The 22,568-nt window shown below is 71.2% G+C and carries 21 protein-coding genes and 1 pseudogene; 11 read left to right on the forward strand and 11 right to left on the reverse strand.

Annotation, left to right across the window (positions count from 1 at the left end):
* Positions 1-90 precede the first annotated feature (90 nt).
* Both HW837_RS46775 and HW837_RS46780 read left to right on the forward strand, forming a co-directional pair.
* Positions 91-1,359, forward strand: coding sequence for a VWA domain-containing protein (locus tag HW837_RS46775; protein ID WP_045556470.1), 1,269 nt, complete (start codon positions 91-93; stop codon positions 1,357-1,359).
* Positions 1,359-2,174 carry a hypothetical protein gene (locus HW837_RS46780; protein WP_086783697.1) on the forward strand — a complete coding sequence of 272 codons (816 nt, stop codon included), beginning with the start codon at positions 1,359-1,361 and terminating at the stop codon, positions 2,172-2,174. Before HW837_RS46775 ends, HW837_RS46780 begins: the two co-directional genes overlap by 1 nt.
* Positions 2,175-2,433: 259 nt before the next feature.
* On the opposite strand, the gene HW837_RS46785 is transcribed toward HW837_RS46780, so the two are convergent.
* Positions 2,434-3,084, reverse strand: a complete 651-nt coding sequence (locus HW837_RS46785) for a winged helix-turn-helix transcriptional regulator (RefSeq protein WP_060882833.1) — start codon at positions 3,082-3,084, stop codon at positions 2,434-2,436.
* A 94-nt stretch (positions 3,085-3,178) separates the two neighbouring features.
* On the opposite strand from HW837_RS46785, the gene HW837_RS46790 reads away from it, so the two are divergent.
* The 5 genes from HW837_RS46790 (at position 3,179) to HW837_RS46810 (ending at position 6,997) form a co-directional block, all read left to right on the forward strand.
* Complete coding sequence (locus HW837_RS46790) at positions 3,179-4,387, forward strand: pyridoxal phosphate-dependent aminotransferase (protein ID WP_093790155.1); 1,209 nt, start codon at positions 3,179-3,181, stop codon at positions 4,385-4,387.
* A gap of 109 nt (positions 4,388-4,496) precedes the next feature.
* Positions 4,497-5,030 (forward strand): HAD domain-containing protein, encoded by a 534-nt coding sequence (locus HW837_RS46795; protein ID WP_045556467.1) that lies wholly within the window; start codon positions 4,497-4,499, stop codon positions 5,028-5,030.
* 43 nt (positions 5,031-5,073) lie between these two features.
* The gene (locus tag HW837_RS46800; protein ID WP_045556466.1) at positions 5,074-5,673 is read left to right on the forward strand and encodes a histidine phosphatase family protein; all 600 of its coding nucleotides are present in this window, start codon (positions 5,074-5,076) and stop codon (positions 5,671-5,673) included.
* 135 nt (positions 5,674-5,808) lie between these two features.
* Positions 5,809-6,477, forward strand: coding sequence for a hypothetical protein (locus HW837_RS46805; protein ID WP_045556465.1), 669 nt, complete (start codon positions 5,809-5,811; stop codon positions 6,475-6,477).
* Positions 6,478-6,574: 97 nt separating this feature from the next.
* Positions 6,575-6,997, forward strand: coding sequence for an acyl-CoA thioesterase (locus HW837_RS46810; RefSeq protein ID WP_045556464.1), 423 nt, complete (start codon positions 6,575-6,577; stop codon positions 6,995-6,997).
* A 166-nt stretch (positions 6,998-7,163) separates the two neighbouring features.
* On the opposite strand, the gene HW837_RS46815 is transcribed toward HW837_RS46810, so the two are convergent.
* Entirely contained in the window at positions 7,164-8,852 is a 1,689-nt protein-coding gene (locus tag HW837_RS46815; RefSeq protein WP_193382121.1) for a peroxidase family protein, read from the reverse strand.
* A gap of 294 nt (positions 8,853-9,146) precedes the next feature.
* On the opposite strand from HW837_RS46815, the gene HW837_RS46820 reads away from it, so the two are divergent.
* Complete coding sequence (locus tag HW837_RS46820) at positions 9,147-11,345, forward strand: alpha-N-acetylglucosaminidase (protein WP_193382120.1); 2,199 nt, start codon at positions 9,147-9,149, stop codon at positions 11,343-11,345.
* A gap of 128 nt (positions 11,346-11,473) precedes the next feature.
* Here HW837_RS46820 and HW837_RS46825 read toward each other — a convergent pair whose 3' ends face one another.
* The 6 genes from HW837_RS46825 to HW837_RS46850 form a co-directional block, all read right to left on the reverse strand.
* Positions 11,474-12,853: an 8-oxoguanine deaminase gene (locus tag HW837_RS46825; protein ID WP_045556461.1), complete on the reverse strand. Its 1,380-nt coding sequence runs from the start codon at positions 12,851-12,853 to the stop codon at positions 11,474-11,476.
* Between the two features lie 35 nt (positions 12,854-12,888).
* Positions 12,889-13,791: a factor-independent urate hydroxylase gene (pucL, locus tag HW837_RS46830; RefSeq protein ID WP_045556460.1), complete on the reverse strand. Its 903-nt coding sequence runs from the start codon at positions 13,789-13,791 to the stop codon at positions 12,889-12,891.
* Between the two features lie 2 nt (positions 13,792-13,793).
* Positions 13,794-14,207 (reverse strand): hydroxyisourate hydrolase, encoded by a 414-nt coding sequence (gene uraH / locus HW837_RS46835; RefSeq protein ID WP_045556459.1) that lies wholly within the window; start codon positions 14,205-14,207, stop codon positions 13,794-13,796.
* A complete protein-coding gene (gene uraD, locus HW837_RS46840; RefSeq protein WP_193382119.1) occupies positions 14,204-14,728 on the reverse strand; it encodes a 2-oxo-4-hydroxy-4-carboxy-5-ureidoimidazoline decarboxylase in 525 nt (174 codons plus the stop codon). The genes uraH and uraD overlap by 4 nt, the downstream gene beginning before the upstream one ends.
* 142 nt (positions 14,729-14,870) lie before the next feature.
* Complete coding sequence (locus HW837_RS46845; protein ID WP_045556875.1) at positions 14,871-15,182, reverse strand: helix-turn-helix domain-containing protein; 312 nt, start codon at positions 15,180-15,182, stop codon at positions 14,871-14,873.
* Positions 15,183-15,247: 65 nt separating this feature from the next.
* The gene (locus HW837_RS46850) at positions 15,248-15,499 is read right to left on the reverse strand and encodes a YkoF family thiamine-binding protein (protein ID WP_045556457.1); all 252 of its coding nucleotides are present in this window, start codon (positions 15,497-15,499) and stop codon (positions 15,248-15,250) included.
* Between the two features lie 771 nt (positions 15,500-16,270).
* Here HW837_RS46850 and HW837_RS46855 point away from each other — a divergent pair.
* The 3 genes from HW837_RS46855 (at position 16,271) to HW837_RS46865 (ending at position 17,830) form a co-directional block, all read left to right on the forward strand.
* Complete coding sequence (locus HW837_RS46855; protein WP_045556455.1) at positions 16,271-16,711, forward strand: nuclear transport factor 2 family protein; 441 nt, start codon at positions 16,271-16,273, stop codon at positions 16,709-16,711.
* A gap of 32 nt (positions 16,712-16,743) precedes the next feature.
* Positions 16,744-17,262 (forward strand): TetR/AcrR family transcriptional regulator, encoded by a 519-nt coding sequence (locus HW837_RS46860; protein WP_234442471.1) that lies wholly within the window; start codon positions 16,744-16,746, stop codon positions 17,260-17,262.
* 313 nt (positions 17,263-17,575) lie between these two features.
* A complete protein-coding gene (locus tag HW837_RS46865) occupies positions 17,576-17,830 on the forward strand; it encodes a DUF1569 domain-containing protein (protein ID WP_237270722.1) in 255 nt (84 codons plus the stop codon).
* Between the two features lie 282 nt (positions 17,831-18,112).
* Here the strand turns inward: HW837_RS46865 and HW837_RS46870 are convergent, their stop codons facing one another.
* The 3 genes and pseudogenes from HW837_RS46870 to HW837_RS49465 form a co-directional block, all read right to left on the reverse strand.
* Positions 18,113-20,239, reverse strand: coding sequence for a glycoside hydrolase family 2 protein (locus HW837_RS46870; RefSeq protein ID WP_193382118.1), 2,127 nt, complete (start codon positions 20,237-20,239; stop codon positions 18,113-18,115).
* A gap of 144 nt (positions 20,240-20,383) precedes the next feature.
* Positions 20,384-22,468, reverse strand: coding sequence for a beta-galactosidase (locus HW837_RS46875; RefSeq protein WP_193382117.1), 2,085 nt, complete (start codon positions 22,466-22,468; stop codon positions 20,384-20,386).
* A 4-nt stretch (positions 22,469-22,472) separates the two neighbouring features.
* Positions 22,473-22,568 (reverse strand): annotated as a pseudogene (locus HW837_RS49465) (carbohydrate ABC transporter permease); the annotation flags it as partial.

Raw genomic sequence — 22,568 nt, forward strand, 5'->3', positions numbered from 1 at the left:
GGACCGGGCCGCGTGGTCCGCCCGGTGAACGGCCCGGCAACAGCGGGTCTCGTTTTGAAGCGCGCCCCTCCGGATCAATAGGATCCGCCGATGATCACAAGACAACGGTTGGCAGCAGGGGCGTTCGCCCTGCTCGCCGCCCTGACGGTCGGGATCGCGGTCCCGTCCACGGCCGTCGCCGACGAGACCACGGCCACCGCGCCCAAGGTCAACCTCCTGCTGGACGTCAGCGGTTCGATGCGGGCGAAGGACATCGACGGCCAGTCCCGCATGGCCGCGGCGAAGCAGGCGTTCAACGAGGTGCTGGACGCCACGCCCGAGGAGGTCCAGCTCGGCATCCGCACGCTCGGCGCCGACTACCCGGGCGACGACCGGAAGACGGGCTGCAAGGACACCGCGCAGCTCTACCCGGTGGGACCGCTGGACCGTACCGAGGCGAAGACGGCGGTGGCGACGCTCACGCCGACCGGCTGGACCCCGATCGGCCCCGCGCTGCTGAAGGCCGCCGACGACCTGGAGGGCGGCGAGGGCACCAAGCGGATCGTGCTGATCAGCGACGGCGAGGACACCTGCGCCCCGCTGGACCCGTGCGAGGTGGCCCGGGAGATCGCGGCGAAGGGCATCGGCCTGACCATCGACACGCTCGGCCTGGTCCCGAACGCCAAGATGCGGTTGCAGCTGAGCTGTATCGCCGAGGCGACCGGCGGCTCGTACACCTCCATCGAGCACCGCGACGAACTCACCGACCGGGTCAACCAGTTGGTCGACCGGGCGGCCGACCCCGTGGTCGTGCCGAAGGCCGTGGAGGGCGCCGAGGCGTGCGCTCAGGCAGAGACGCTCACCTCCGGTCTCTACACGGACCGCGAGGAGTTCGGCCAGGAGCGCTGGTACCGCGTGGACCTGAAGCCGGGCCAGGAGCTGCGGGCCTCGGTGAGCGTCGCGGCGGACCGTGACGTGAACCCGGACTACGGGGTCCTGCTGCGCGCGGTGACCACCAAGAACCGCGAGATCGTACGCGGCGAGGCGGCCGGCACGGGCCGCACCGACGTCATCTCCACCGGTCTGCGCCACCCGAAGCCGGAGGCCGAGGACGAGGAGGACGAGGACGTCGCCGAGACGGTCTGCCTCCAGGTGACCCACTCCTACTCGCCCGCGAGCGGCGTGAAGACGACGCCCGGACTGCCGCTGGAGCTCACCGTCGACGTCGTGGACGGGCCCGACCAGGCCTCCGACGTCGCCTCCTTCGGTCTCGGCCGGGGCTGGTGGCTGCTCGGTGTGCTGGTGCTCGTCGGATTCCTGGCGGGTGTGCTGTGGGGCTGGCTCTCGCGCTGGCGGGTCGCGGTCTGGAGGACCAACTGATGCGGATCACACGTGTGTTGAGCGCGGCCCTGCTGGCGCTGGGCCTGGCCGTCTCCCCGGCCGTCGCGGACTCCACGCCCTCCGCGAGCCCCTCGGACGGCGGTGACGCGCCCACCGAGGCGGGCACGTCGTTCCGTACGGCCGCGGAGTTCGAACAGGGGCAGACCGCGACGGCGAGCGCGTCGACCGGTGACTACCTGTACTGGTCGTTCCCGGCCGACGCGGGGCAGCGGCCGACCGTGCGGGCGAGCGTCAAGCTGCCCGAGGGGGCGGCGTCCTCCTCGACCTGGCAGATCGACGTGTACGACGGGCTGCGGCGCCGTCAGGCGTGTCAGTACGGCGCGCAGACCCGGACCGCCGGGGCGGGGGCCGGTTCGGTCGAGCTGTCCTGCACGCTGCGTACGGTCCGGGCCTGGTCGGAGGAGTGGGCGGACGACCCGCTGCCGGGCACGTACTACCTCCGGCTGACCACGACCCGGCTGGCCACGGCCGATCTGGGGCTGCCGGTCGGCGCCGAGGTCGAGGTCGAGTCGCAGGAGGTCGGGGGCTCGGCGGCGGTCGACGGTTCGCTGGCCCAGCCGTTGGTGCCGGGGATCGCCGTCACGTCGGGGCAGGAGGACGAGGAGGACTCCTCGGCCGAAGCCGTCCTCTCCTCGCTCGAACCCGACGACGGGTGGGCCTCCGGCTGGTGGAGCGACCGCTGGGTGTGGACCGCGCTGGGGGCGGTGCTGGCCGCGCTGGCGGGGATCGGCGGGTACACGCTGACGCGCGGCGCGGGCCGACCGCGGCGCGTGCCGCCGCCGCCGGGTGCGTGACGGCTGACGCCACGGCCGTTTGAGCGCCGCTGTCGGGTGCGGGTGCGTGGGGGCTGGTCGCGCAGTTCCCCGCGCCCCTAAAAGCATCAGGCCCCTGCGGGCCTGAAAGACCAGAGCCCCGCGGGCCTGAAACGCAACGGGGCTGCGGGCCTGGAAAGCACGGGGCGCAGCCCCTGCTTTTCAGGGGCGCGGGGAACTGCGCGAGAAGCCCCACGCACCCGCACCCGGCGACGGCGCTCAAACGGCCCCCACCCCACCCCTATCCCTCCCTCAACTCCTTCGCCAGCGCCCCCTCCCCACTCACCTCCACCCGCCCCGCCCGGACCGCCTCCCGCAGCCCCAACTCCCCCCGGCCGAGCGCACCGCAGGTGTCCGCGTCGAGGGTCAGCCGTACGTCCGCCTCCCCGGGCGCGGGCCCGTCCCCGTACACCGGCCCCTCCTCGGCGCCCGCCCACACATGGAACGCCCCTTCCTCCAGCCGGACTTCGACCAGGCCGGCGCTCCCCCCGCCCGGCCCACCGAGCCCGCCCAGCGCCCGCAGCACCGGCAACGCGAACCAGTGCGCCCGTACCGCGTCCGTGGCCCGGTGTTCCCCGAGCGCGGACTCCCCCCACGCCCCCAGCGCCTGCAGTACCGGCAGCAACTGGCGCCCCCGGTCGGTGAGTTCGTACACATAGGCCGCCCCCGGCGGCGGCAGGCGGCGCCGTGTGCTCAACCCGTCCCGTTCCATGTCCTTCAGCCGTGAGGCGAGCACGTCCGTGCTGACGCCCGGCAGATCCGCGTGCAGATCCGTGTAGCGGCGCGGCCCGGCCAGCAGTTCGCGCACGATCAGCAGGGTCCAGCGGTCACCGACGAGGTCGAGCGCCCGCGCGGCGGAACAGTACTGGTCGTAGCTTCGGCGAGGTGACATGGGACGCAGTCTAGACATGTCGTTGGACTTTCCAAGCGCCCACTTGGTAAAACCAAGCGAACCAGCTACATCACGAACCGGAGGGCGAGGGCGCATGGAGTTCCGGCAGTCGAGCAAGCTCAGCGAGGTCTGTTACGAGATCCGCGGCCCCGTGATCGAGCACGCCAACGCGTTGGAGGAGGCGGGCCACAGCGTCCTGCGCCTCAACACCGGCAACCCCGCGCTCTTCGGCTTCGAGGCGCCGGAGGAGATCATCCAGGACATGATCCGGATGCTCCCCCAGGCCCACGGCTACACGGACTCGCGCGGCATCCTCTCCGCCCGCCGCGCGGTCGCCCAGCGCTACCAGGACCGGGGCCTCGACGTCGACGTGGACGACGTCTTCCTCGGCAACGGCGTCTCCGAGCTGGTCTCCATGGCCGTACAGGCGCTGATCGAGGACGGCGACGAGATCCTCATCCCCGCCCCCGACTTCCCCCTGTGGACGGCGGTCACCACCCTCGCCGGCGGCAAGGCGGTCCACTACCTCTGCGACGAGCAGGCCGACTGGTTCCCGGACCTCGACGACATGGCGTCGAAGATCACCGACCGCACCCGGGCCGTCGTCATCATCAACCCCAACAACCCCACCGGCGCGGTCTACCCCAAGGAGATCATCGAGGGCATCCTCGACCTCGCCCGCCGCCACGGCCTGATGGTGTTCGCCGACGAGATCTACGACCAGATCCTGTACGACGACGCCGTCCACCACTCGGCCGCCGCGCTCGCCCCCGACCTGGTCGTCCTCACCTTCTGCGGCCTCTCCAAGACCTACCGCGTCGCGGGCTTCCGCTCCGGCTGGCTGGTCGTCACCGGCCCCAAGCAGCACGCCCGCAACTACCTGGAGGGCCTGACGATGCTGGCCTCCATGCGGCTGTGCGCCAACGCGCCCGCCCAGTACGCCATCCAGGCCGCGCTCGGGGGCCGCCAGTCGATCACCGACCTCACCAGCCCGGGCGGCCGCCTCCACGAGCAGCGCGACGTGGTCTTCGAGAAGCTCAACGAGATCCCCGGCGTCTCCTGCGTGAAGCCCAAGGGCGCCCTGTATGCCTTCCCCCGGCTCGACCCCAAGGTCCACAAGATCCACGACGACGAGAAGTTCGTCCTGGACCTCCTCCTCCGCGAGAAGATCCAGGTCGTCCAGGGCACCGGATTCAACTGGCCGACCCCCGACCACTTCCGCATCCTCACCCTCCCCCACGCCGACGACCTGGACGCGGCGATCAGCCGGATCGGCCGCTTCCTGAGCGGCTACCGGCAGTAGCCGACGCCGGGCGCCTGCGGCGACCGGACGGCGTGCGTACGCGGATGGCGGCTTCGGCGTACACGGTCTCGGGGCGTCGGCGTGCACCCGGCCTGGGTAGCCCTTCCCCATGACCGATCGCCCACTGCTCCTCCTCGACGTCGACGGCCCCCTCAACCCCTTCGGCGCCCGGTGGTTGCGCCCGCGCGGCTATGTGACCCGCCGGGTGCGTCCGGCCAACTGGTCCGCCCGGCAGAAACCCGGCTCCCGGCGGCTGCGCCGGGGCCTGCGCATCCGCCTCAATCCGGCACACGGCGAGCGACTCCTCGCGCTGCCCTACGAGTTGGCGTGGGCGACGACGTGGATGCACGAGGCCAACGAGATGATCGGCCCGGTGATCGGGCTGCCCCGCGATCTGCCGGTCATCGAGTTCGACGGCCTCTTCGCCGAGGACCCGGACGGGCTGTACTGGAAGACCCGTCAGGTCCTGGCGTGGGCGGCCGGACGCCCGTTCGTCTGGGTCGACGACATGATCACCGACCTCGACGTACGGCATGTGGCCGAGCACCACGACACCGCCGCGCTGCTGCTGCGGATCGATCCACGCAGAGGGCTGCGGGAGGCGGAGTTCACGGAGCTGGAGCGGTGGGCCCGCGCTCTGTGAGGCGCGGACACCGCCCGCCGCCGCGGGCTCGTAGCCTGGGGGCATGGGTGATCTTCTTCTTGTGCGGCACGGCGAGACCGAGTGGTCGATGTCCGGACAGCACACCAGCTGGACCGACATCTCCTTGACGGACCGCGGCCGCGAGCAGGCGCGTGGCCTCGCGCCGCTGCTCGGCTCGCACCGCGTCGGGGCCGTGTTCGTGAGCCCGCTCAAACGGGCCCGCGAGACGGCCGACCTGGCCGGGCTCTCCGGGGCGCGCGTCGACGCGGACCTCGTCGAATGGGACTACGGCGGGTACGAGGGCGTCACGACCGTCGAGATCCATCGCACCCGGCCGGAGTGGTTCCTGTTCACGGACGGGGTCGCGCCGGGACCGCCGGAGCACCCCGGGGAGAGCCCGGAGGAGGTCGGCGCGCGGGCCGACCGCATGCTGGCGAAGGTGCACGCGGCACTGGCGAACCACGAGGGGAGCGTGGTGCTCGTGGCACACGGCCACTTCCTGCGGGTTCTCACCGCCCGCTATCTCGGGTTGCCCGCCTCCGGCGGCGCGCTGTTCCAGCTGGCCACGGGCACGGTCTGCCGACTCGGCACGGAGCACGGGCGTCCGGTCGTCGCGGGGTGGAATGTCAGACCCTCCTCGTAGCCTTCGGACGGGTCGACCCACAACCGGTCCGGGGAGGGATCCACAGCCGGTCGGGTGAGGGATCCACGGCCGGGGGAAGGATCCACTGCCGGTTCCGGTGGGGGGCCACGGCCGATCGACGTGAGGGAGGGTGCCGTGACACGACCGCCGACCGCCGCCCAGCGGCGGATCATCGACGCCGCCGAGCCCGTGACCGGGCGCCTGACGGGCACGGAGCACCAGCTCGCGGCCCTGGTGAAGCGGGGGCTGGCCTTCCGGCATCCGCGCCCGCCGCACGACCACTTCCTCACCCCGGCCGGCCACCGCATACGGGAGACGGCACCGGCCCCGTCTCCGGCCCCGGTCCCGGAGACGGCCCCCCGCGAGCCGGCCCGGACGGACACCGCTCCCGCCGGTACGGGCGTCTTCGCCGCGCGGGTCGGCGGCGAGGAGGCCGCCGCCACCGGACCGGCACGGGCACGTGAGGTCCACAGCGCCTGGCAGGGGCTTCTGGAGCTGCGCCGGATGACCAACACCGGCGGCGTCACGGACCGCCCCTGCGGCTGGGAGCGCACGCATCTCGTGCAGGCCGCCGCACTGGCGCTGGAGGCCGCGGGCCACCGGCCCGCCGGAGCGGACCCGGCGGGCGGTGGTTACCGCGTGCGGGCCACGCCCCAGCCCGAGGCCGTCGCCGTACGGGAGCCCGACGCGGAGGCGCTGCGGGCCTGCGGGGCGACGCTGGAGGAGGCGGGCTGGCAGGTCGGCGAGCACACGGATCGACGGACGCGGGAGCGGTATCTGCTGGCCTCGCCGAGGCGGGCGTAGCGGGCCGGCCGGTACGTCGGCGCACCGAGGTCGCCCTGGCGGCTGAGCAAGCGCTCAGTAAGCTGGACGCGTTCCGTCGGCCTCAGTAGGGGGAGTCATGACCGAGCCGTTTTCCGTTCCGGTGACCGTGCGCGGGTACGAGATCGATGTGCAGGGGCACCTGAACCAGAGCGTGTACCTCCAGTACGGCGAGCACGCGCGGTGGTCGCTGTTGCGGGCCGCCGGGATACGTCAGGCCGACCTGAGGGCCAAGGGGGTCGGGCCCGTGGCGCTGGAGACGACGGTCCGTTACCGCCGGGAGCTGCTGGCCGGTGACGAGGTCGAGGTGACGTGCGCGTTCGTGTGGGGCGAGGGCAAGACATTCCGTATCGAGCAGACCGTGCGCCGGACGGACGGCACGGTGGCCGCCGAGATCACCGGTGTCGGCGGGCTGATGGACCTGAGGATCCGCAAGCTGGTGGCCGACCCCCGTGAGTACTTCCGCGCCCTGGCGTCGGACCCCACGCTGTTCGGGCTGTGACGGCAGCGCCGGACCCCGCGCCCCGGGCGGCGAGGGCAGCGCCGGGCCCCGCGCCGAGGTCCGGTTCCCGAGGCCCCGGCGGCCCCCGGCGCCGCGGACCGTGAGCGGGAACCCACGGCCCGCGACCCCAGGGACTCAGGACCGGCGGCCGCTCGGCCCAGCGGGTTCAGCCCAGCGGGTTCAGCAGCTCCGGGTCGTTCTCGAAGGCGAAGAGCAGCAGGTCCGCCATGGTGAACTTGCCCCTCCGGTGGGACGGGAGGCTCGGGCGCCAGCCCGGGTGCTTCACGATCGACCTCCGGCTGCCCTCCATCGCCCGGTGGAAGACCTCCGCGACGAGCGTGCCGCCGACGCCGGTGAGGCTGCCGGGACGCGCTTCGTTCACCTCGGCCTCGCGCAGCACGTAGAACCACAGCGGGGTGTGCTCCACGAGCCGGGCGCGCTCGGCGTCGGTGAGCCCGTCCAGTACGGCTCCCCCGTTGCCGCGCAGGATCTGGTCCTCCGTCAGGGGCTTGAAGCCCATCTGCGCGGCCAGTTGCGGCCCGGTGGCCAGCTCGACCATCGCGGCCCGCACCAGGTTGCGGAACGCGAGGTTGCGCTGGATCGGCGGCGGGGCCGGGCGGCCGCGACCGTCGAAGGTGCCGGTGGGCAGCGTGGACAGGGGGTCGACGAGCAGGGTGTCCAGCCGCTTGGCCACGTTGAACTCGCGCTCGGGCACGACCAGGTCGTCACGGCCGATCTCGCCGAAGTCGAAGAGCCGGCGGAAGTCGACGATCCAGTTGGTCGGCAGCCGCAGGTTCTCCCCGGCGTTCGGGTCGTCGAGGTCGCTCAGGTCGTCCGGACCGGGCGTGAGGTTCCCCGCGGTGCCGCTGAACCGGAACAGCAGGCCGAGCGAGGCGATCGGTCCCGGTCCGCCCGCGCGGAACACGCTGTTCCACTGGTAGGCCCCGCGCACCATGCTGTGCCCGAGGCGGTAGGCGGCGACCGAGAACTCGATGGGCATCGTCGGGAGGTCGCCGGGCCGGACGTATCCGGGCCGCTCGAAGTGCCGGCGCCCGCGGGTGAAGACCCGCTCGACGATGTCCGGGTCGACGATGCGCGGGAGGAAGTCGGTGCGCAGCACCCACTGGTAGTGCTTCACGACGATGTCCCGGGCGGCCTGGAACAGCCGGCGCTCGGGCACTCCGCGCTCGGCGAGGAGGTCGACGACACGGTTGTGGAAGCGGATGAACGCCAGGTGGACCTGGCCGACCGCGAGGTTCTCGTCGTTGCGCGCGTCCGGGATCAGCGGGGCGCGCTGGTCGGCCCGGGTGCCGCCAGCCGCCTCGCCCGCCCTCGGCAGGTCGAAGCCCTCGCGGTCGACGTTGGACGTGGACTCGGGCGGGAAGGGCACCCCGAGCGTGGTGCCGGTCCGCAGGCGGCCGTCGGACTCGTAGAAGCGGGCGCTGCCCGCGTGGTGCGGGCCCATGCCGTAGAGCGAGTCCAGGTCGAGGGCGGGGCTGCGCCCCTGCACCAGGTCCTCGACGGGGACCGGTTCGCCCAGCCCCACCTGGGTGCGGTCGAGGGTCAGGTCGTGGTCGACGAACTGCCCGAGATAGGTGAACCCCGCCGGGACCGATGCCCCGGGCTCCCCCGAGTCGGGGTCGGCGCCGCCGGTGCCCGTGGTCATGGCCTCGGCGAGCTTGCCGAGGAGTGTCTCGTCGAGCTGGACTCCCTTCCCGCCGAACCGGGAGAAGCGGAAGGCCATCTGCTGCTCGGTCGCGCTCGGCACGCGCGCGACCGCCGCCCCCTTCTCGAACTCCAGGATCCGGCCCTCGTCGACGACGTAGTAGGTCTCGCGATGGTGTCGATGCACCATGTGTGTCCCCGTTCTGTCCCCCGGCTCCGCGAACGGTCACAACCGGACTTTCCGGTTCTCCCCGTCGGTACCGGCCCCCACCGGACGCGAAGCGATCATTCGGATAAATCCCTGTTTCCCGACAACGTGTCGAGCGCGAGAAGCGGTTCCCGAACCGGGAAATCTACTCATATTGACGTAGGAAGGAGCCGTTCACGCCGGGTTCTCCCCCGTGTGGCCGCGTGTCTGCGCACAAGTGGGGGGCGGGCGGGTATTCCTCCCACGGCGTACCCCCCACCGCATCCCGGAGACACCATGCCGCTCGCCCGCCGTGCCCTGCTCACCGTGTTCGCCGCCGGTTCCGCGGCCGCCTGCACCTCGGCCCGCGCGATCCCCTCGGACGACGTGCCCCGCACCGACAACGCACTGCGCACGGCCTCGGTGGCGAGCAGAAGGCTGCTGCCGGACCACTGGCGGCAGATCGTCTTCACGGAGGGGCAGGAGAAGGACACCTTCCGGGTCTCGGGGAGCACCGGGCGCATCACCGTCGTCGGCGACACACCTGCCACCCAACTCACCGGCCTGAACTGGTACTTGAGGCATGTCGCGTACGCCGAGATCAACTGGGCGGGCGAGCAGACGAACCTCCTGCCGCGCGAGCTGCCCGGCCTCGACGGGACGGTCAGCCGCCGGGCGAACGTCGTGCACCGCTTCGCCCTCAACGACACCAACGACGGCTACACGGGCGCCTACCTGGACTGGTCGTACTGGGAGCGCGAGCTGGACGTGCTGGCGCTGCACGGCTACAACGAGGTCCTCGTCTACGCGGGCGCCGACGCGCTGTACCACCGGGTGTTCCAGGAGTTCGGGTACGGGGAGGAGGAGCTGCGGGCGTGGGTGCCGGGCCCGGCCCACCAGCCGTGGTGGCTGCTGCAGAACCTGTCCGCCTTCCCCTCCCCCGTCTCCCGGCAGCTCCTGGACGCGCGGGCCGTGCTGGGCCGCCGGATCGCCGACCGGGCGCGGGAGCTGGGGATGACGCCGGTCCTCCCCGGTTACTTCGGGACCGTCCCGCCGGGCTTCGCGGAGCGGGTGCCGGGGGCGCGGACCGTGCCGCAGGGCGAGTGGATGGGCTTCGCGCGTCCCGACTGGCTGGACCCGCGCGGGGACGAGTTCGCCCGGGTGGCGGAGGCCTTCTACCGGGTCCAGGACGAGATGTTCGGTCCGTCGACGCTGTACAAGATGGATCTGCTGCACGAGGGCGGCGACCCGGGGGACGTGCCCGTGGCCGACGCGGCGAAAGGCGTCGAGCGAGCGCTCCAGCGGGCTCACGCGGGGGCCACCTGGGTGATCCTCGGCTGGCAGCACAATCCGCCGCGCGCGATCGTCGACGCCGTCGACAAGCAGCGGATGCTCGTCGTCGACGGCCTCTCCGACCGCTTCCCCACGGTCACCGACCGCGAGGCCGACTGGGGCGACACCCCGTACGCCTTCGGTTCGATCTGGAACTTCGGCGGGCACACCGCGCTCGGCGCGAACACCCCCGACTGGGCCGCGCTGTACGAGAAGTGGCGCACCAAGGACGGCAGCAGGCTGCGGGGGATCGCGCTGATGCCGGAGGCGGCGGACAACAACCCGGCCGCCTTCGCCCTGTTCTCCGAACTCGCCTGGCGCGAGGGCGAGTTGGATCTGAAGTCCTGGTTCGCCGAGTGGGCGCACGCCCGGTACGGCGCCCGCGATCCGCACGCGGCGGCCGCCTGGGACATCCTGCGCCGCACCGCGTACGGCACCACCCGCGCCGACTCCTGGAGCGAGGGCGCCGACGGTCTGTTCGGCGCCCGGCCGGCGCTGAACGTCGTACGGGCCGGCCGCTGGTCGCCCAAGCAACTCCGCTACAGCGCGGCGGACTTCGAGCCCGCCCTCACCGAACTACTGTCGGTGCGGCTCGAGTTGCGCGAATCGGCAGCGTACCGTCGTGATCTGCTCGACGTGGCGCGCCAAGCCCTCGCCAATCGCAGCCGGGTGATGCTGCCGAAGATCAAGGCGGCGTACGACGCCAAGGACGCGGCGGCGTTCACGAGGTCGAGCGGGGACTGGCTGGCACTGATGGATCTGCTGGACGAGCTGGTGGCCACCGACTCCCGTCATCTGCTGGGCCGTTGGGTCGCCCAGGCCCGCTCCTGGGGCGCGGACGCGGCCGAGCGCGACCAGCTGGCGTACGACAACCTGTCGCTGCTGACCGTGTGGGGGACGCGCGAGGGCGCGGACGCGGGACTGCGGGACTACGCCAACCGGGAGTGGGCGGGGCTGGTCGGCGGTCTGTACCGGCTGCGCTGGTCGACGTACTTCGAGGAGCTGAGGGCGGCGCTGGCCGCCGGCCGGGCTCCGGTGAAGATCGACTGGTTCGCCCTGGAGGACCGCTGGGCGCGGAACCCGGGGACGCTCGCGACCGAGCCGACCGGGGACACGTACACGGTGGCGACGCGGGTCCGGGACCGGCTCGCGGCACTCTCCTGACGGGCCCCGCCGACCTGGGCCGTCTCCGGGGCGCGCACGGGTGCGCACCCCGGAGACGGCTGCCGTGGACCTCGCCGAGGTCCACGGCTCTGGCCGAGGGCCGTCCCCCTCGACCAGAGTTCAGCGGGTCAGGCCTCGGCGGCGATCCGCGCCAGCCGCCGCGCCTCCTCCCTCGTCGAGCGGGCGATCTCGTCCTCGTCGACATGGAGCAGGCGCCCGTTCTCCACGATCTGCCGGCCGTTGACGAACGACGCCGTCACCGGGGCCGCCGCACCGAGCACGAGCGCGGCCACCGGGTCGGCGATCGACGCGTGCGCGAGGGTGTCGAGCTTCCACAGGACGAGGTCGGCGAGCTTCCCGGGCTCCAGGGAGCCGATCTCCCGCGCCCGGCCCAGGACCTGGGCGCCGCCGAACGTGCCGAGCCGGAGCGCCTGGCGGGCGGTGAGGGCGGCTTCGCGGTGGGCGCCGAGGCGGTTGACGAGGAGCGCGTTGCGGAGCTCGGTGTGCAGTTCGCCGGACTCGTTGGACGCGGTGCCGTCGACACCGAGGCCGACGGGGACGCCGGCCGCCAGCATGTCCGGGACACGGGCGATGCCTGCCGCCAGCCGGGCGTTGGAGGAGGGGCAGTGGGCGACCCCCGTCCTCGTACGGGCGAACGCGTCGATGTCGGAGTCGTTCATGTGGACGCAGTGGGCCATCCACACGTCCTCGCCGAGCCAGCCCGTGGACTCGAAGTAGTCGGTCGGGCCCATGCCGAACAGCTCGTGGCAGAACTTCTCCTCCTCCACCGTCTCCGAGCCGTGGGTGTGCAGCCGCACCCCGAGGCGGCGGGCCAACTCGGCTCCCTCGCGCAGCAGTTCGGTGGAGACCGAGAACGGCGAGCAGGGTGCGACGGCGACCTGGGTCATCGCGCCGAAGGAGGCGTCGTGGTGGAGTCGCACGGTCTCCTCGGTGGCGGCGAGCGCGCCCTCCAGTGTCTCGACCGCGAAGTCGGGCGGGAGGCCGCCGTCCTTCTCGCTGCGGTCCATGGAGCCACGGGCGAGCGTGAAGCGGACGCCCGTCTCGCGTGCCGCCCGGATGATCGAGCCCGACAAGTCGCCGGAGCCCTTCGGGAAGACGTAGTGGTGGTCCATGGCCGTGGTCACGCCGCCGCGGGCCATCATGCCGAGCGAGCCCTGGGCCGCCGCGTACGTCATGCGCTCGTCGATGCGCGCCCAGGTCGGGTAGAGCGCGACGAGCCAGTCGAAGAGGTTGTGGTCGGTGGCCAGGCCCCGGGTGATCCACTGGTAGAAGTGGTGGTGGGTGTTGACCAGACCGGGTGTGACCAGGTGGCCGGTGGCGTCGATACGGCGTACGACGTCCGTCAGGCCCTCGGGGGCGCGGCCCTCGCCGACCGATTCGATGACGTTGTCCGCCACGACCACATGGCCGGACGCGTACTCGGTGTCCCGCGCGTCCACCGTCGCGATCGCCGCGTTCTCGATGACGAGGCGCTGGGTTGCTGCCATGGTTCGTTCGTCCTTCGGAAGTCGCTCGGGATCTCTCAGAGGTTGGTGAGGTCCGCCGGGATCCTCGCCTCGCATCCGTCCCGCAGGACGGTGGCCTCGATCAGGCCGTAGGGCCGGTCGGCGGCGAAGTACACAGCTCCGTCGGCGGTGTCGTTCTTCAGTCCGAACGGGGCCAGATCCACCAGGAAGTGGTGCTTGTTCGGGAGGGAGAAGCGGACCTCGTCGATCTCGTCGCGGTGGTCGATGATCCGCGCGCCCATCTGGTACAGGGTCTGCTGGAGCGAGAGCGAGTACGTCTCGGCGAAGGCCTGGAGCAGGTGCTTCTTCACCTGCGCGTAGGACGCCTCCCAGTCGGGGGCCGGCTGCTCGTCGTCGGTCCAGTTGAAGCGCCAGCGGCCGGAGACCTCGGTGGCGAGGATGCGGTCGTGCGCCTCGGGCAGGGTCGTGTACTTGTCCTTGACGTAGCCCCAGAACTCGGAGTCGGTCGAGTTCATGACCGTGAGGTCCTTGAGACCGGAGACGACCTCCCAGGACGAGCCGTCGTAGGTGATCTGCGCCAGCCGGGTCTCCTGGCCCTGGCGGACGAAGGAGTGCGCGCCCTCGCCGCCGTGCTCGATGCGTTCCCAGGCGTACTGCTCGATGCGGATACGGGCCCGGTGGATGGCCGGTTGGGAGGTCACGAAGTGCCGGGCGAGGTGGATGCCGAACTGCTCGGCGGAGTCGATGCCGTGCTCCTTGGCGAAGGCGTACACCGTGTTCTTGGTGGTGTCCGTCGGCAGGACGTTCGCGTTCGAGCCCGAGAGGTGGACCTCGTCCATGTCGCCGCTCAGCGACACCGAGACATTGAGGTCCTTGATGTGGTGGGTGGCGCCGTCCCGCGTGATGCGTACGACGCGGTTCTCGGCCTTGCCGTACTGGTTCGGTCCAAGGATGGGCATAGCTAGCTCCCTCGATAAACGGAGTAGCCGAACGGGTTGAGCAGCAGCGGTACGTGGTAGTGCTCGCCGGGCGTCACCGTGAAGGTGATCACGACCTCGGGGAAGAACACGGCACCGCTGTCCCGGTTCGCGGGGGCGTCCTGCTGCGCATCGGCTTGCTTCCGCACGGGCTGTGCGGCGGTCTGTGCGAGGTACGGCTCGACCTCGAAGTCGAGGCGTACGTGGGTGGTGCCCTCCGGCAGGTCCGGGAGGTCCTTGCAGCGGCCGTCGGCGTCGGTCGCCGAGCCGCCGAGCGCCTGCCACTCGGCCTCCCGGCCGCCGCGGGCGGCGACGCGGACGGCGACGCCCGCGGCGGGGCGGCCGACGGAGGTGTCCAGGATGTGCGTGGACACCGAGGCGGTCGTGCTGGTGCTCATGAGCGGGTTTCCTCTTCGACGTCGACGAGCCGGGCCAGGCGGATGCGGTTGATCTTGCCCAGTTCGGTGCGGACGATCTCGCGTTCCCGCTCCGGCGCGTTGCCGATCCGGTCCCGGACCGCGTCGCGCATCTGCTCGCCGGTCCGGCCGGTGGCGCAGATCAGGAACACATGACCGAACTTCGCCTGGTAGGCCAGGTTCAGTTCGAGCATCTCGGTCTTGAGCGCGTCGGAGGCGCCGGCCATGCCGCGCTGCTCACGGGCCGAGGTGGGGTCACCCTGCTTGGGGCGGCCGATCGGGGGGTGCCCGGCCATCGCCTCCGCCAGATCCTTCTCGCTCAGCTCGGCCATGGCGGCGTCACTGGCGGCGAAGAGGTCCTCGACGGCGGCGTAGGGGCGGCCGGCGAGCAGTCTGCGCCCCCATTCCGCCGAGGCGCACGCCTCGTGGAGCGCGGCGGTGGCCGCGTGCTCCTCCAGGGCGTTGAAACGGGCGAGGCCCGGTGTCGAAGAACGCGAAGTCACGGGAGCCTCCGTCGCCGTGGTGCTGGACTGGCTACGGCAAGCTAACGCCCCGCGACGACATCGCGTCAACAGTTTGTTGAAAAATCGCGGTTACGGCGAGGAGCGCCGCGACCACGCCCACCCGGCGGGACGGAGCCGCCCCTCAGGCCTCTTTGTCGCGGTTGAGGTAGTTGTAGACGGTGAAGCGGCTGACGCCGAGGGCGGTGGCGACGGTCTCCACCCCGTGACGCACGGAGAAGGCGCCGCGCGCCTCCAGGGTCCGTACGACCTCCTGCTTGGCCCGGCGGTCCAGGTCGGCGAGCGGCCTGCCCTTCTGGCGCTCCATCGCGGCCAGGATGTGGTCCAGCGACTCGGCGAGCTGCGGCAGCCGCACGGCGACGACGTCGGCACCCTCCCAGGACAGGACGACATCGTCGGGCCCGGCCTCGCCGGGCGGCAGCATGAGACCCCCCATGGCGTCGACCAGCGGCTTGACGGCCGCGACGAAGCGCTCGTCGCCGTCGCCGGGGTCGGTGCCGGTCACTCGCCGCCCTCCCCGATCACATTGACCTGGAGCGAGATCCGAGTGGCGCCGGACTCCAGGGTCCGGCGCAGCAGGGCGTCCACGGCCGTGAGCACGGCGTCGGCTCCCCCTTCCGCCGTGTTGCCGAACGGGCCGACGTCGACCGCGTCCAGCTCGGCCGCCTCGACGACCTCCCGCGCCACGAGCGCGTGCGCCGGGGCCTCGTCGAGATCGAAGGGCTCGGTCGTGAACTCCACTCTCAATCGCACTGTGCCCCCAAGGCATCGCTGACCTGCGCGTTCCCTCAGTCCTCTGGCTGAGAGGGCACATCCGGGGCACATTCCCCCGACACGACACCGAACGCCCCCCACCGCCACCCCGGTCCGGTCCTGCGGCTCAGGGAAAAGATGGCTGTAGACGTTCAGGGTCATCGCAGCGTTGGTGTGCCCCAACCGCTCCGACACGACCTTAACGGACTCCCCCGCGGCTATCGGCAGAGATGCGTAGGCATGCTGTAGGGCGTGGGGCCGGTGGGTTGCGTCCAGGGAAGTGGTGTACGGGTTCCACCTGATCCGGGGGTTTGCTCCGGCATGTGGTTCCGGCGCTCACCCGGCGGGGGCACTTCGCGGCCGCGGCGGCGCAGTGCCGCTTGAGCGGTGTCCCGAGGTCGCCGGCGGCTTCCGGGGACAGGGAAGTACCGGCGGCGAGCGCCTCGCGCAGCGTCAGGAAGTCAGCCGGGCTGTTGATGCGGGACCACTTCGAGGTCCGGTCGGTGACTCCGTACCTCCGAGGTGCTCGGCGGCATCCACCCGGCGAACCACTCCACCGCACTACTGCCGGAACGGACCCCGGACCTCACCCTCGACGGGGTCGGCGGGCTGCTCGGCAGCTTCTGAACGCGCCAGCGGCGCCACTGACGCCCTCGACGGCTCCGGACGGCACCGACCCTTCGCCGCGTTCGTCTCCGCGGAAGATGCCTCGGGAGCCGGCACTTCCGGTCGGCCCTTGGCCTGCTTCTTACTTACCTGTAAGTTAGAAGCATGGTTACGACCGTGGCCGAAGTGGCCGCATCAGACATCAAGGCCCTTGAGGCGTTCTGCGATCGGTGGGAGAGGGCTTGGAACGAGCACGACGGCGATGCCGCGGCCGCGTTGTGCGCCGCAGACCTGGTGTACGACGAGCCGGCGCTCGGCGAGACGGCGCACGGCCCTGACAGCATCCGCGACTTCGTGGCGCAGATGGCACACGCCTTTCCCGACTACTCGTTCACCCGCGTGGGGTTGTACGGGGAGGCGACACGGCGGGCCGTGCTGGTGGCGTGGCGCTTCTCGGGGACCTTGGCCGGCACGGACCAGCGCGTCGAGTTCCACGGTGACGACCGTCTGGAGCTGGGAGATGACGGACTGATTCACGCCTACCGGTGCCTGTACGACCACCGCTTCGTGCTGAGCCAGCTCAAGCGCGCGGAAGCCAGGCAGTGACCGAGCCGGGTCGCACGCGTAAGCCTGCGGCGGTGCGGCGGGCCGAAATCATGGAAGCGGCCGACGCGGAGTTCGCCCTGAAGGGACTGTCCGGGGCGGGCATCGAGGCGATCGCCGCCCGTGTCGGGATCTCGCACCCTCGCATCGTGCAGATGTTCGGCTCCAAGCGTGATTTGTTCCTTCAGGTCACGCACGCGGCCTACGACAGGATCGAGGCCACGTTCGAGAGCGCCGAACCGACCCTGAGCGCGCTCGGCGATGCCTACCGCCACCTCCTGCAGAGCCGACCGAGCGTCGGCCTCGTCCTGTTGCAGGCGTACGCCGCGGCAGGCGACCCGGTGGTCCAGGAGTCGGTACGGGTGCGGCAGCTCGACCTCCAGCAGACGATCACCCGTCTGACGGGCGCCGACCCGATGCAGGTGCGTTCCTTCCTGGCCACCGGTCTCGTCCTGACGGTCTCCACGGTGCTGGACCTGCCGGAACGACGCGCCGATATGCAGTGGTGCGCCTGGATCATCGGCCTCACGGACGCACCCGCCGACGAGCGATGAGGTGCCGGCGGCGACAGAACCGATGAGCCGGCCCCGGAGGTGGGCACCCGCAGCACGAGGGCACCGTGCGATCGACGGGCCGTCACCCTGGGTCGCCGCAGCCGTCGCCGATCTCCACCCGTCGACTCGTCCCGCCGGTCGCTCTTTCGCCGCCGCTCGGCAGCGGACTGTTCGTGGGCCCAACGCCCCGACGGGGCGCCCATCTTCACGAAAAGGACGCACGTGACAGAACACCTTGAGATCCGGACGGCTTCAGGCACCTTCGACGCGATCGCAGCCGGACCCGCCGACGGGCGCCCCGTCCTGTTCCTTCATGGCGTCGGTGTTCCTGCGCCGCGGAACGATGAAGCATCCGCTCGGTGCGGAGATCGACCGAGCGCCGTCGCTGGACCCGCGCCTGCCGACGGCCGAGGCCGTGGCCGGCTTCGCCGACGCGGTGGCCCTGTTCACCGGCGCCGTGGGAGAACACGCCCCCCACCCCGCCTACGGACGCTGCACGCACGACGAGTTCGCGCGGCTGCGTGCCATACATCTCGCCGAACACCTCCCGGGACCGGGCACTGCCTGACCCTGGGCCCGGCGGTGCTCGTTCATCGTGACGCGGGACGTGCGCGACGCCGTTCCGGGGCCGGACGAATTGCACCTCCGCACGAAGCCGAGTGTTCCCGTCGAACGGGCCACGGCTCGCACTGCCGTCATCTCGGCAGTCGCACGCTGCTGACGGCGTTGGCCACCCAGGCGTGGCACACGGTGGCGGACTTGGCGGCGCGTCGAAGCTCCGGTCGGGGAGAACGACCTGACAGGTCACCCTGCCCACCGGAGCTTCGTCGCCTACGGCGGGACCGGGTTCTCAGCCGAGGGTCCAGCTGACGGTGTCGGTGTAGGTGGTGCCGTTGATGGTCGCGGTGACCGTCACGGTGTTCTGGCCGGGCCTCAGGGTGATGTTGGGCCACTTGAAGATGTGGTCGTTGCTGGTCAGGGTTCCCAGGGAGGTTCCGTTGAGGGTGGCGGTGACCTGGCTCGCGTTGGAGTAGACCTTGAGTTCGGTGGCGGCGTCGGTGCGCTGGGTCCAGCGGCGGCTGGTGATGTAAAGGGTGGGAGTGTCGGCCCAGTTTGCCTTGTACCAGTGGAAGGCGTCCTTGCGGGTCTGCCGGTCGCGGGTGACCAGGCCCTTGTCGTTGATGCCGGGCTGGCCTCCTTCGTTGCGGCCGTCGGAGGGGAAGTCGAACATGGCCCAGACGAACGTGCCCCAGATGTACGGGCGGCTCGCGAGTTGCTTCCAGGCCGCTTCGTGGAACAGCGACTGGTACTCCTCGGGGTGCCAGGATCCGCCCGGAGCCGGCTTGGGCGGGTTGAGGGCGTGCTGGGTGGTGCTGGCGCCGACGCCGTACTCGGACATGGCGATCCTGCGGGAGGGGGCGTTCGCGTGCAGGTTGTCGGCCCACGCTCCGAGGTCGTTGTCCTTGGAGCCGTAGTACCAGCCGTAGTACTTGTTGAAGCCGGTTGTCTGTGTGTGCAGCCCCGCCTGGGCGTTGTCGGGGTCCTCGCCGCGTACGGCGTAGGTGGAGAGCCGGTCGGGGTCCTCGGCTTCGACGATGTCGGCCAGGGACGCGAGCAGCCTGTTGGTGGCGGTGCCGTTGTAGTCGAGTTGTTCGTTGCCGATGCCCCAGAAGGCGATCGAGGGGTGGTTGTAGTTCTGCCGGATCAGTTCCCGCAGTTGGTTCTGGGTGCTGGTGGTGAAGGCGGTCGAGTCGGTGACGATGTCGACCAGGGGGATCTCGGCCCACACGACCATGCCGCGTTCGTCGGCGAGGTTGTAGTCCTTCTGGTCGTGCTGGTAGTGCGCCATGCGGACGGCGTTGGCGCCGATCTCGCCGATGAGGTCGAAGTCCTGGGTGTGGTCGGCGTCGGAGATGGCCCAGCCCTTCACCGCGCGGTCCTGGTGCAGGTTGACGCCGTGCAGGTGGAGGTGGCTGCCGTTGAGGCGGAACCCGGTGTCGGCGTCGACGGCGAGGGAGCGCAGGCCCAGGCGTTCGGTCACCACGTCCGTGATCCTGTCCCCGCCCCCGGTGACGTCATGGATCTCGACACTGGCGTTGTGAAGGTAGGGATCCGCCACACCGTTCCACAGGTGCGGGTTGTCGATGCGGAGGGTCTGCTGGAACTCCCTGCCGGTGGCCGCGGGGACGGTCTGCGCGGTGCTGCTCGTCTCCGCGACGACGGTCCCGCTCTTGTCGGCGATGACGGTGCGCACGACCACCGACCTGGTGGTGTTGCCGTCGTTCCACATCTTCGTCGTCACGGTCACCGTGGCCGACGCCGCCGTCACATCGCTCTGCCGCAGATAGACACCGGGACCCGCGTAGTCCGTCATCCGGACGTGGAGGTCCTCGACGGCCCACAGGCTCACGTTGCGGTAGATGCCGCCCTGGAAGGTGTAGTCCGCTCCCACCGGGGCGATGTTCGTGTCGCGGGCGTTGGTCACCTTGACCGCGATCACGTTGTCCCCGCCCGGTACGAGCACGCCGGTGGCGTCGAACCTGAAGCGGGAGTACCCGCCCTTGTGCTGTCCGAGGTATGTGCCGTTGACCCAGACGTCGGCGACCTGGTTGACCCCGGCGAACTGCAGGTACAGCCTCTTGCCGGCCAGGGTGGACGGCACGGTGTAGTGGCGGCGGTACCAGCCCACCCCGCGGTAGTAGTTGTTGCCGCCGTCGGCACCGTCGACGGCGTTCCAGGTGTGGGGCGTGGTGACGGACGTCCAGCTTGAGTCATCGAACCCGGGTGCTTGCGCGCCTGTCGCGTCCGATCTGATGAACCGCCAACCGGTGTTGAGCTGGATCCACACACGCGGATCCGGCGCCGTGTACGTCACGGCGGCGGACGCGGAACCGGCCAGCGGGATCCCGGCCAGCGAGGCCAGCGCCCCCGCAGCCGCCCCGCCGAGCACCTGTCGGCGGCTGGGCAGACCTGTCATGTTCAGTACTCACTTCCGTTGAGGTGAAGCAGGACGTTCTGTTGGCACGACGTGCGGTGTGGGGACATGCCCGGGGCCACGCGGACCGGGCGAGGCCGGATCTCACTGATGTCCGGCCTCGCCCGGCCGGCCGCACGCTGATCGCTACGCGGTCACCGGCTCCCGCAGCTCCGCCCTCGGCTCGCGGACGACCGCGACGCCTCCCTCGGGGACGGTGACCGATCCGGTGACCGGTTTGCCGGTGAGGAGTTCGACGCCCTCGGCGGGGACCTCGGCGCCGTGTCCGGCGTGGTCGATCAGGAAGAGGTAGTCCGCGTCGGCGCCTCGTCGCCTCACCACCTCGACACCGGTCGGGACCTCACACTCCGGGCGCACGCCCGCGTCCTGGCGGATGCGCTCCAGTACGGCGGCCAGGGTGGCGGAATCGGGGTGGGTGGCCACGTACCAGGCGGTGCCCCTGCCGTGCGCGTGGCGGGTGACGGCCGGCACGCCGACGAGCGGACCGTCCGCGTATGTGGCGACGGCCTCCGCTCCGGCGAGCCGGAGGCGTTCGGTCCACAGGTCGGCGGTCGCGTCCTGCGGGATCCGGCCGGCCAGGCCGACCGTCTGTCCGGGCAGCAGCGGAAACAGCTCGTCACCGTGCACGCCGAGGATCTCCCGGAAGGCGCCGGGGTAACCGCCCAGCCGGACATGGCAGTTCTCGTCCACCGCGCCGCTGTGGAAGCCCACGGCCAGGGTGCCGCCGTGCTCGACGAACGCCGCCAGGTTGGCCGCTCCCTCGTCGTCGACCAGATACAGGCTGGGCGCGAGGACGAGCTGGTAGCGGTCGAGGTCCGGGCTGTCGGGACGCACGAAATCGACCGCCACCCCGGCCTTCCACAGGGGTGTGTACCAGTCCCTCACCAGGTCCTGGAAGCGCAGTTCGCCGCTGGGCTGGCACGGCAGTTCCATGGCCCAGCGGGCGTCCCAGTCCCAGATGATGGCGACCTGTGCGGGGCTTGTGCTGCCGCGGACTTCGGCCAACGCCGCGAGGTCCGCGCCGAGTCGGACGACGTCCTGCCAGATCTGGCTGCCGGTGCCCGCGTGGGGGAGCATCGCGGAGTGCCACTGCTCGGCACCCGCCTTCGCGGCGCGCCACTGGAAGTAGGCGATGCCGTCGGCGCCGTGGGCGACGTGGGCGAGCGCGTTGCGGCGCATCTCGCCGGGCCCCTTGGCCCGGTTGACGGGCTGCCAGTTGATGGCTCCGGTGGAGTGTTCCATCAGCAGCCAGGGCCGCCCGCCGGCCAGTGAGCGGACCAGGTCGCCGCAGAGCGCGATGTCGACCTCCGACTCCGGGTCGGTGGAGAGGAGGTAGTGGTCGTTGGAGACGATGTCCAGCTCGGGGCCCCAGCGCCAGTAGTCCAGTTTGTCGAAGTTGTGCATCACCATGAAGTTGGTGGTGGCGGGGGTGTCCGGGGCGGCGGTGCGGAGCACGTCGCGTTCTGCGGTGAACAGTGACAGCAGTTCGTCGGAGCAGAAGCGGCGCCAGTCGAGCTGGTGGGTGGGGTTGGGGTCGGCGCCTGTGGCGCGGGGCGGGATGACCTCCTCCCAGTCGTAGTACCACTGGCTCCAGAAGGTGGTGCCCCAGGCGTGGTTGAGCGCGTTCAGGTCGTTGCCGTACTTCGCCTTCAGCCAGGTGCGGAAGGCCGCGGCGCTGGTGTCGCAGTAGCAGGCGGCGTTGTGGCAGCCGTACTCGTTGTGGACGTGCCACGTGGCGACGGCAGGGTGGTCGGCGTACCGCTCGGCCAGGGCGCCCGCGATGCGCAGCGCCGCGGTGCGGTAGGCGGGGCTGGAGGGGCAGAAGGTCTGGCGGCTGCCGTACGAGAGCGTGCGGCCGTCCTTGTCCACCGGCAGAGCCTCGGGATGGGCCCGGAAGAACCAGGCGGGCGGGCAGGCCGTCGGGGTGGCGAGGTCGGCGGCGATGCCGTTCTCGTGGAGCAGATCGAGGATCTTGTCCATGCGGGAGAAGTCGTGGACACCCTCGGACGGCTCCAGCAGCGCCCAGGAGAAGATCCCGACGCTGACCATGTTCACCCCGGCCTCGCGCATCAGGGCCATGTCCTCGGCCCACACCTCCTCGGGCCACTGTTCGGGGTTGTAGTCGCCGCCGTAGGCGATGCCGGGCAGGCGGAGACTGCGTTCGGTGGTCACTGGTGAGACTCCGGGATGTGGGGAACGACGGGGAGGCATGCGGTCAGCCCTTGTTGGCGCCGAGGGTCAGGCCGCTGACGAACTGCCGCTGGAGTGCGAAGTACACGATCAGCGTGGGGATGGCGGTGAGCAGGGCGCC

Source organism: Streptomyces caniscabiei (genome assembly GCF_014930365.1).
GTDB lineage: Bacteria > Actinomycetota > Actinomycetes > Streptomycetales > Streptomycetaceae > Streptomyces > Streptomyces caniscabiei.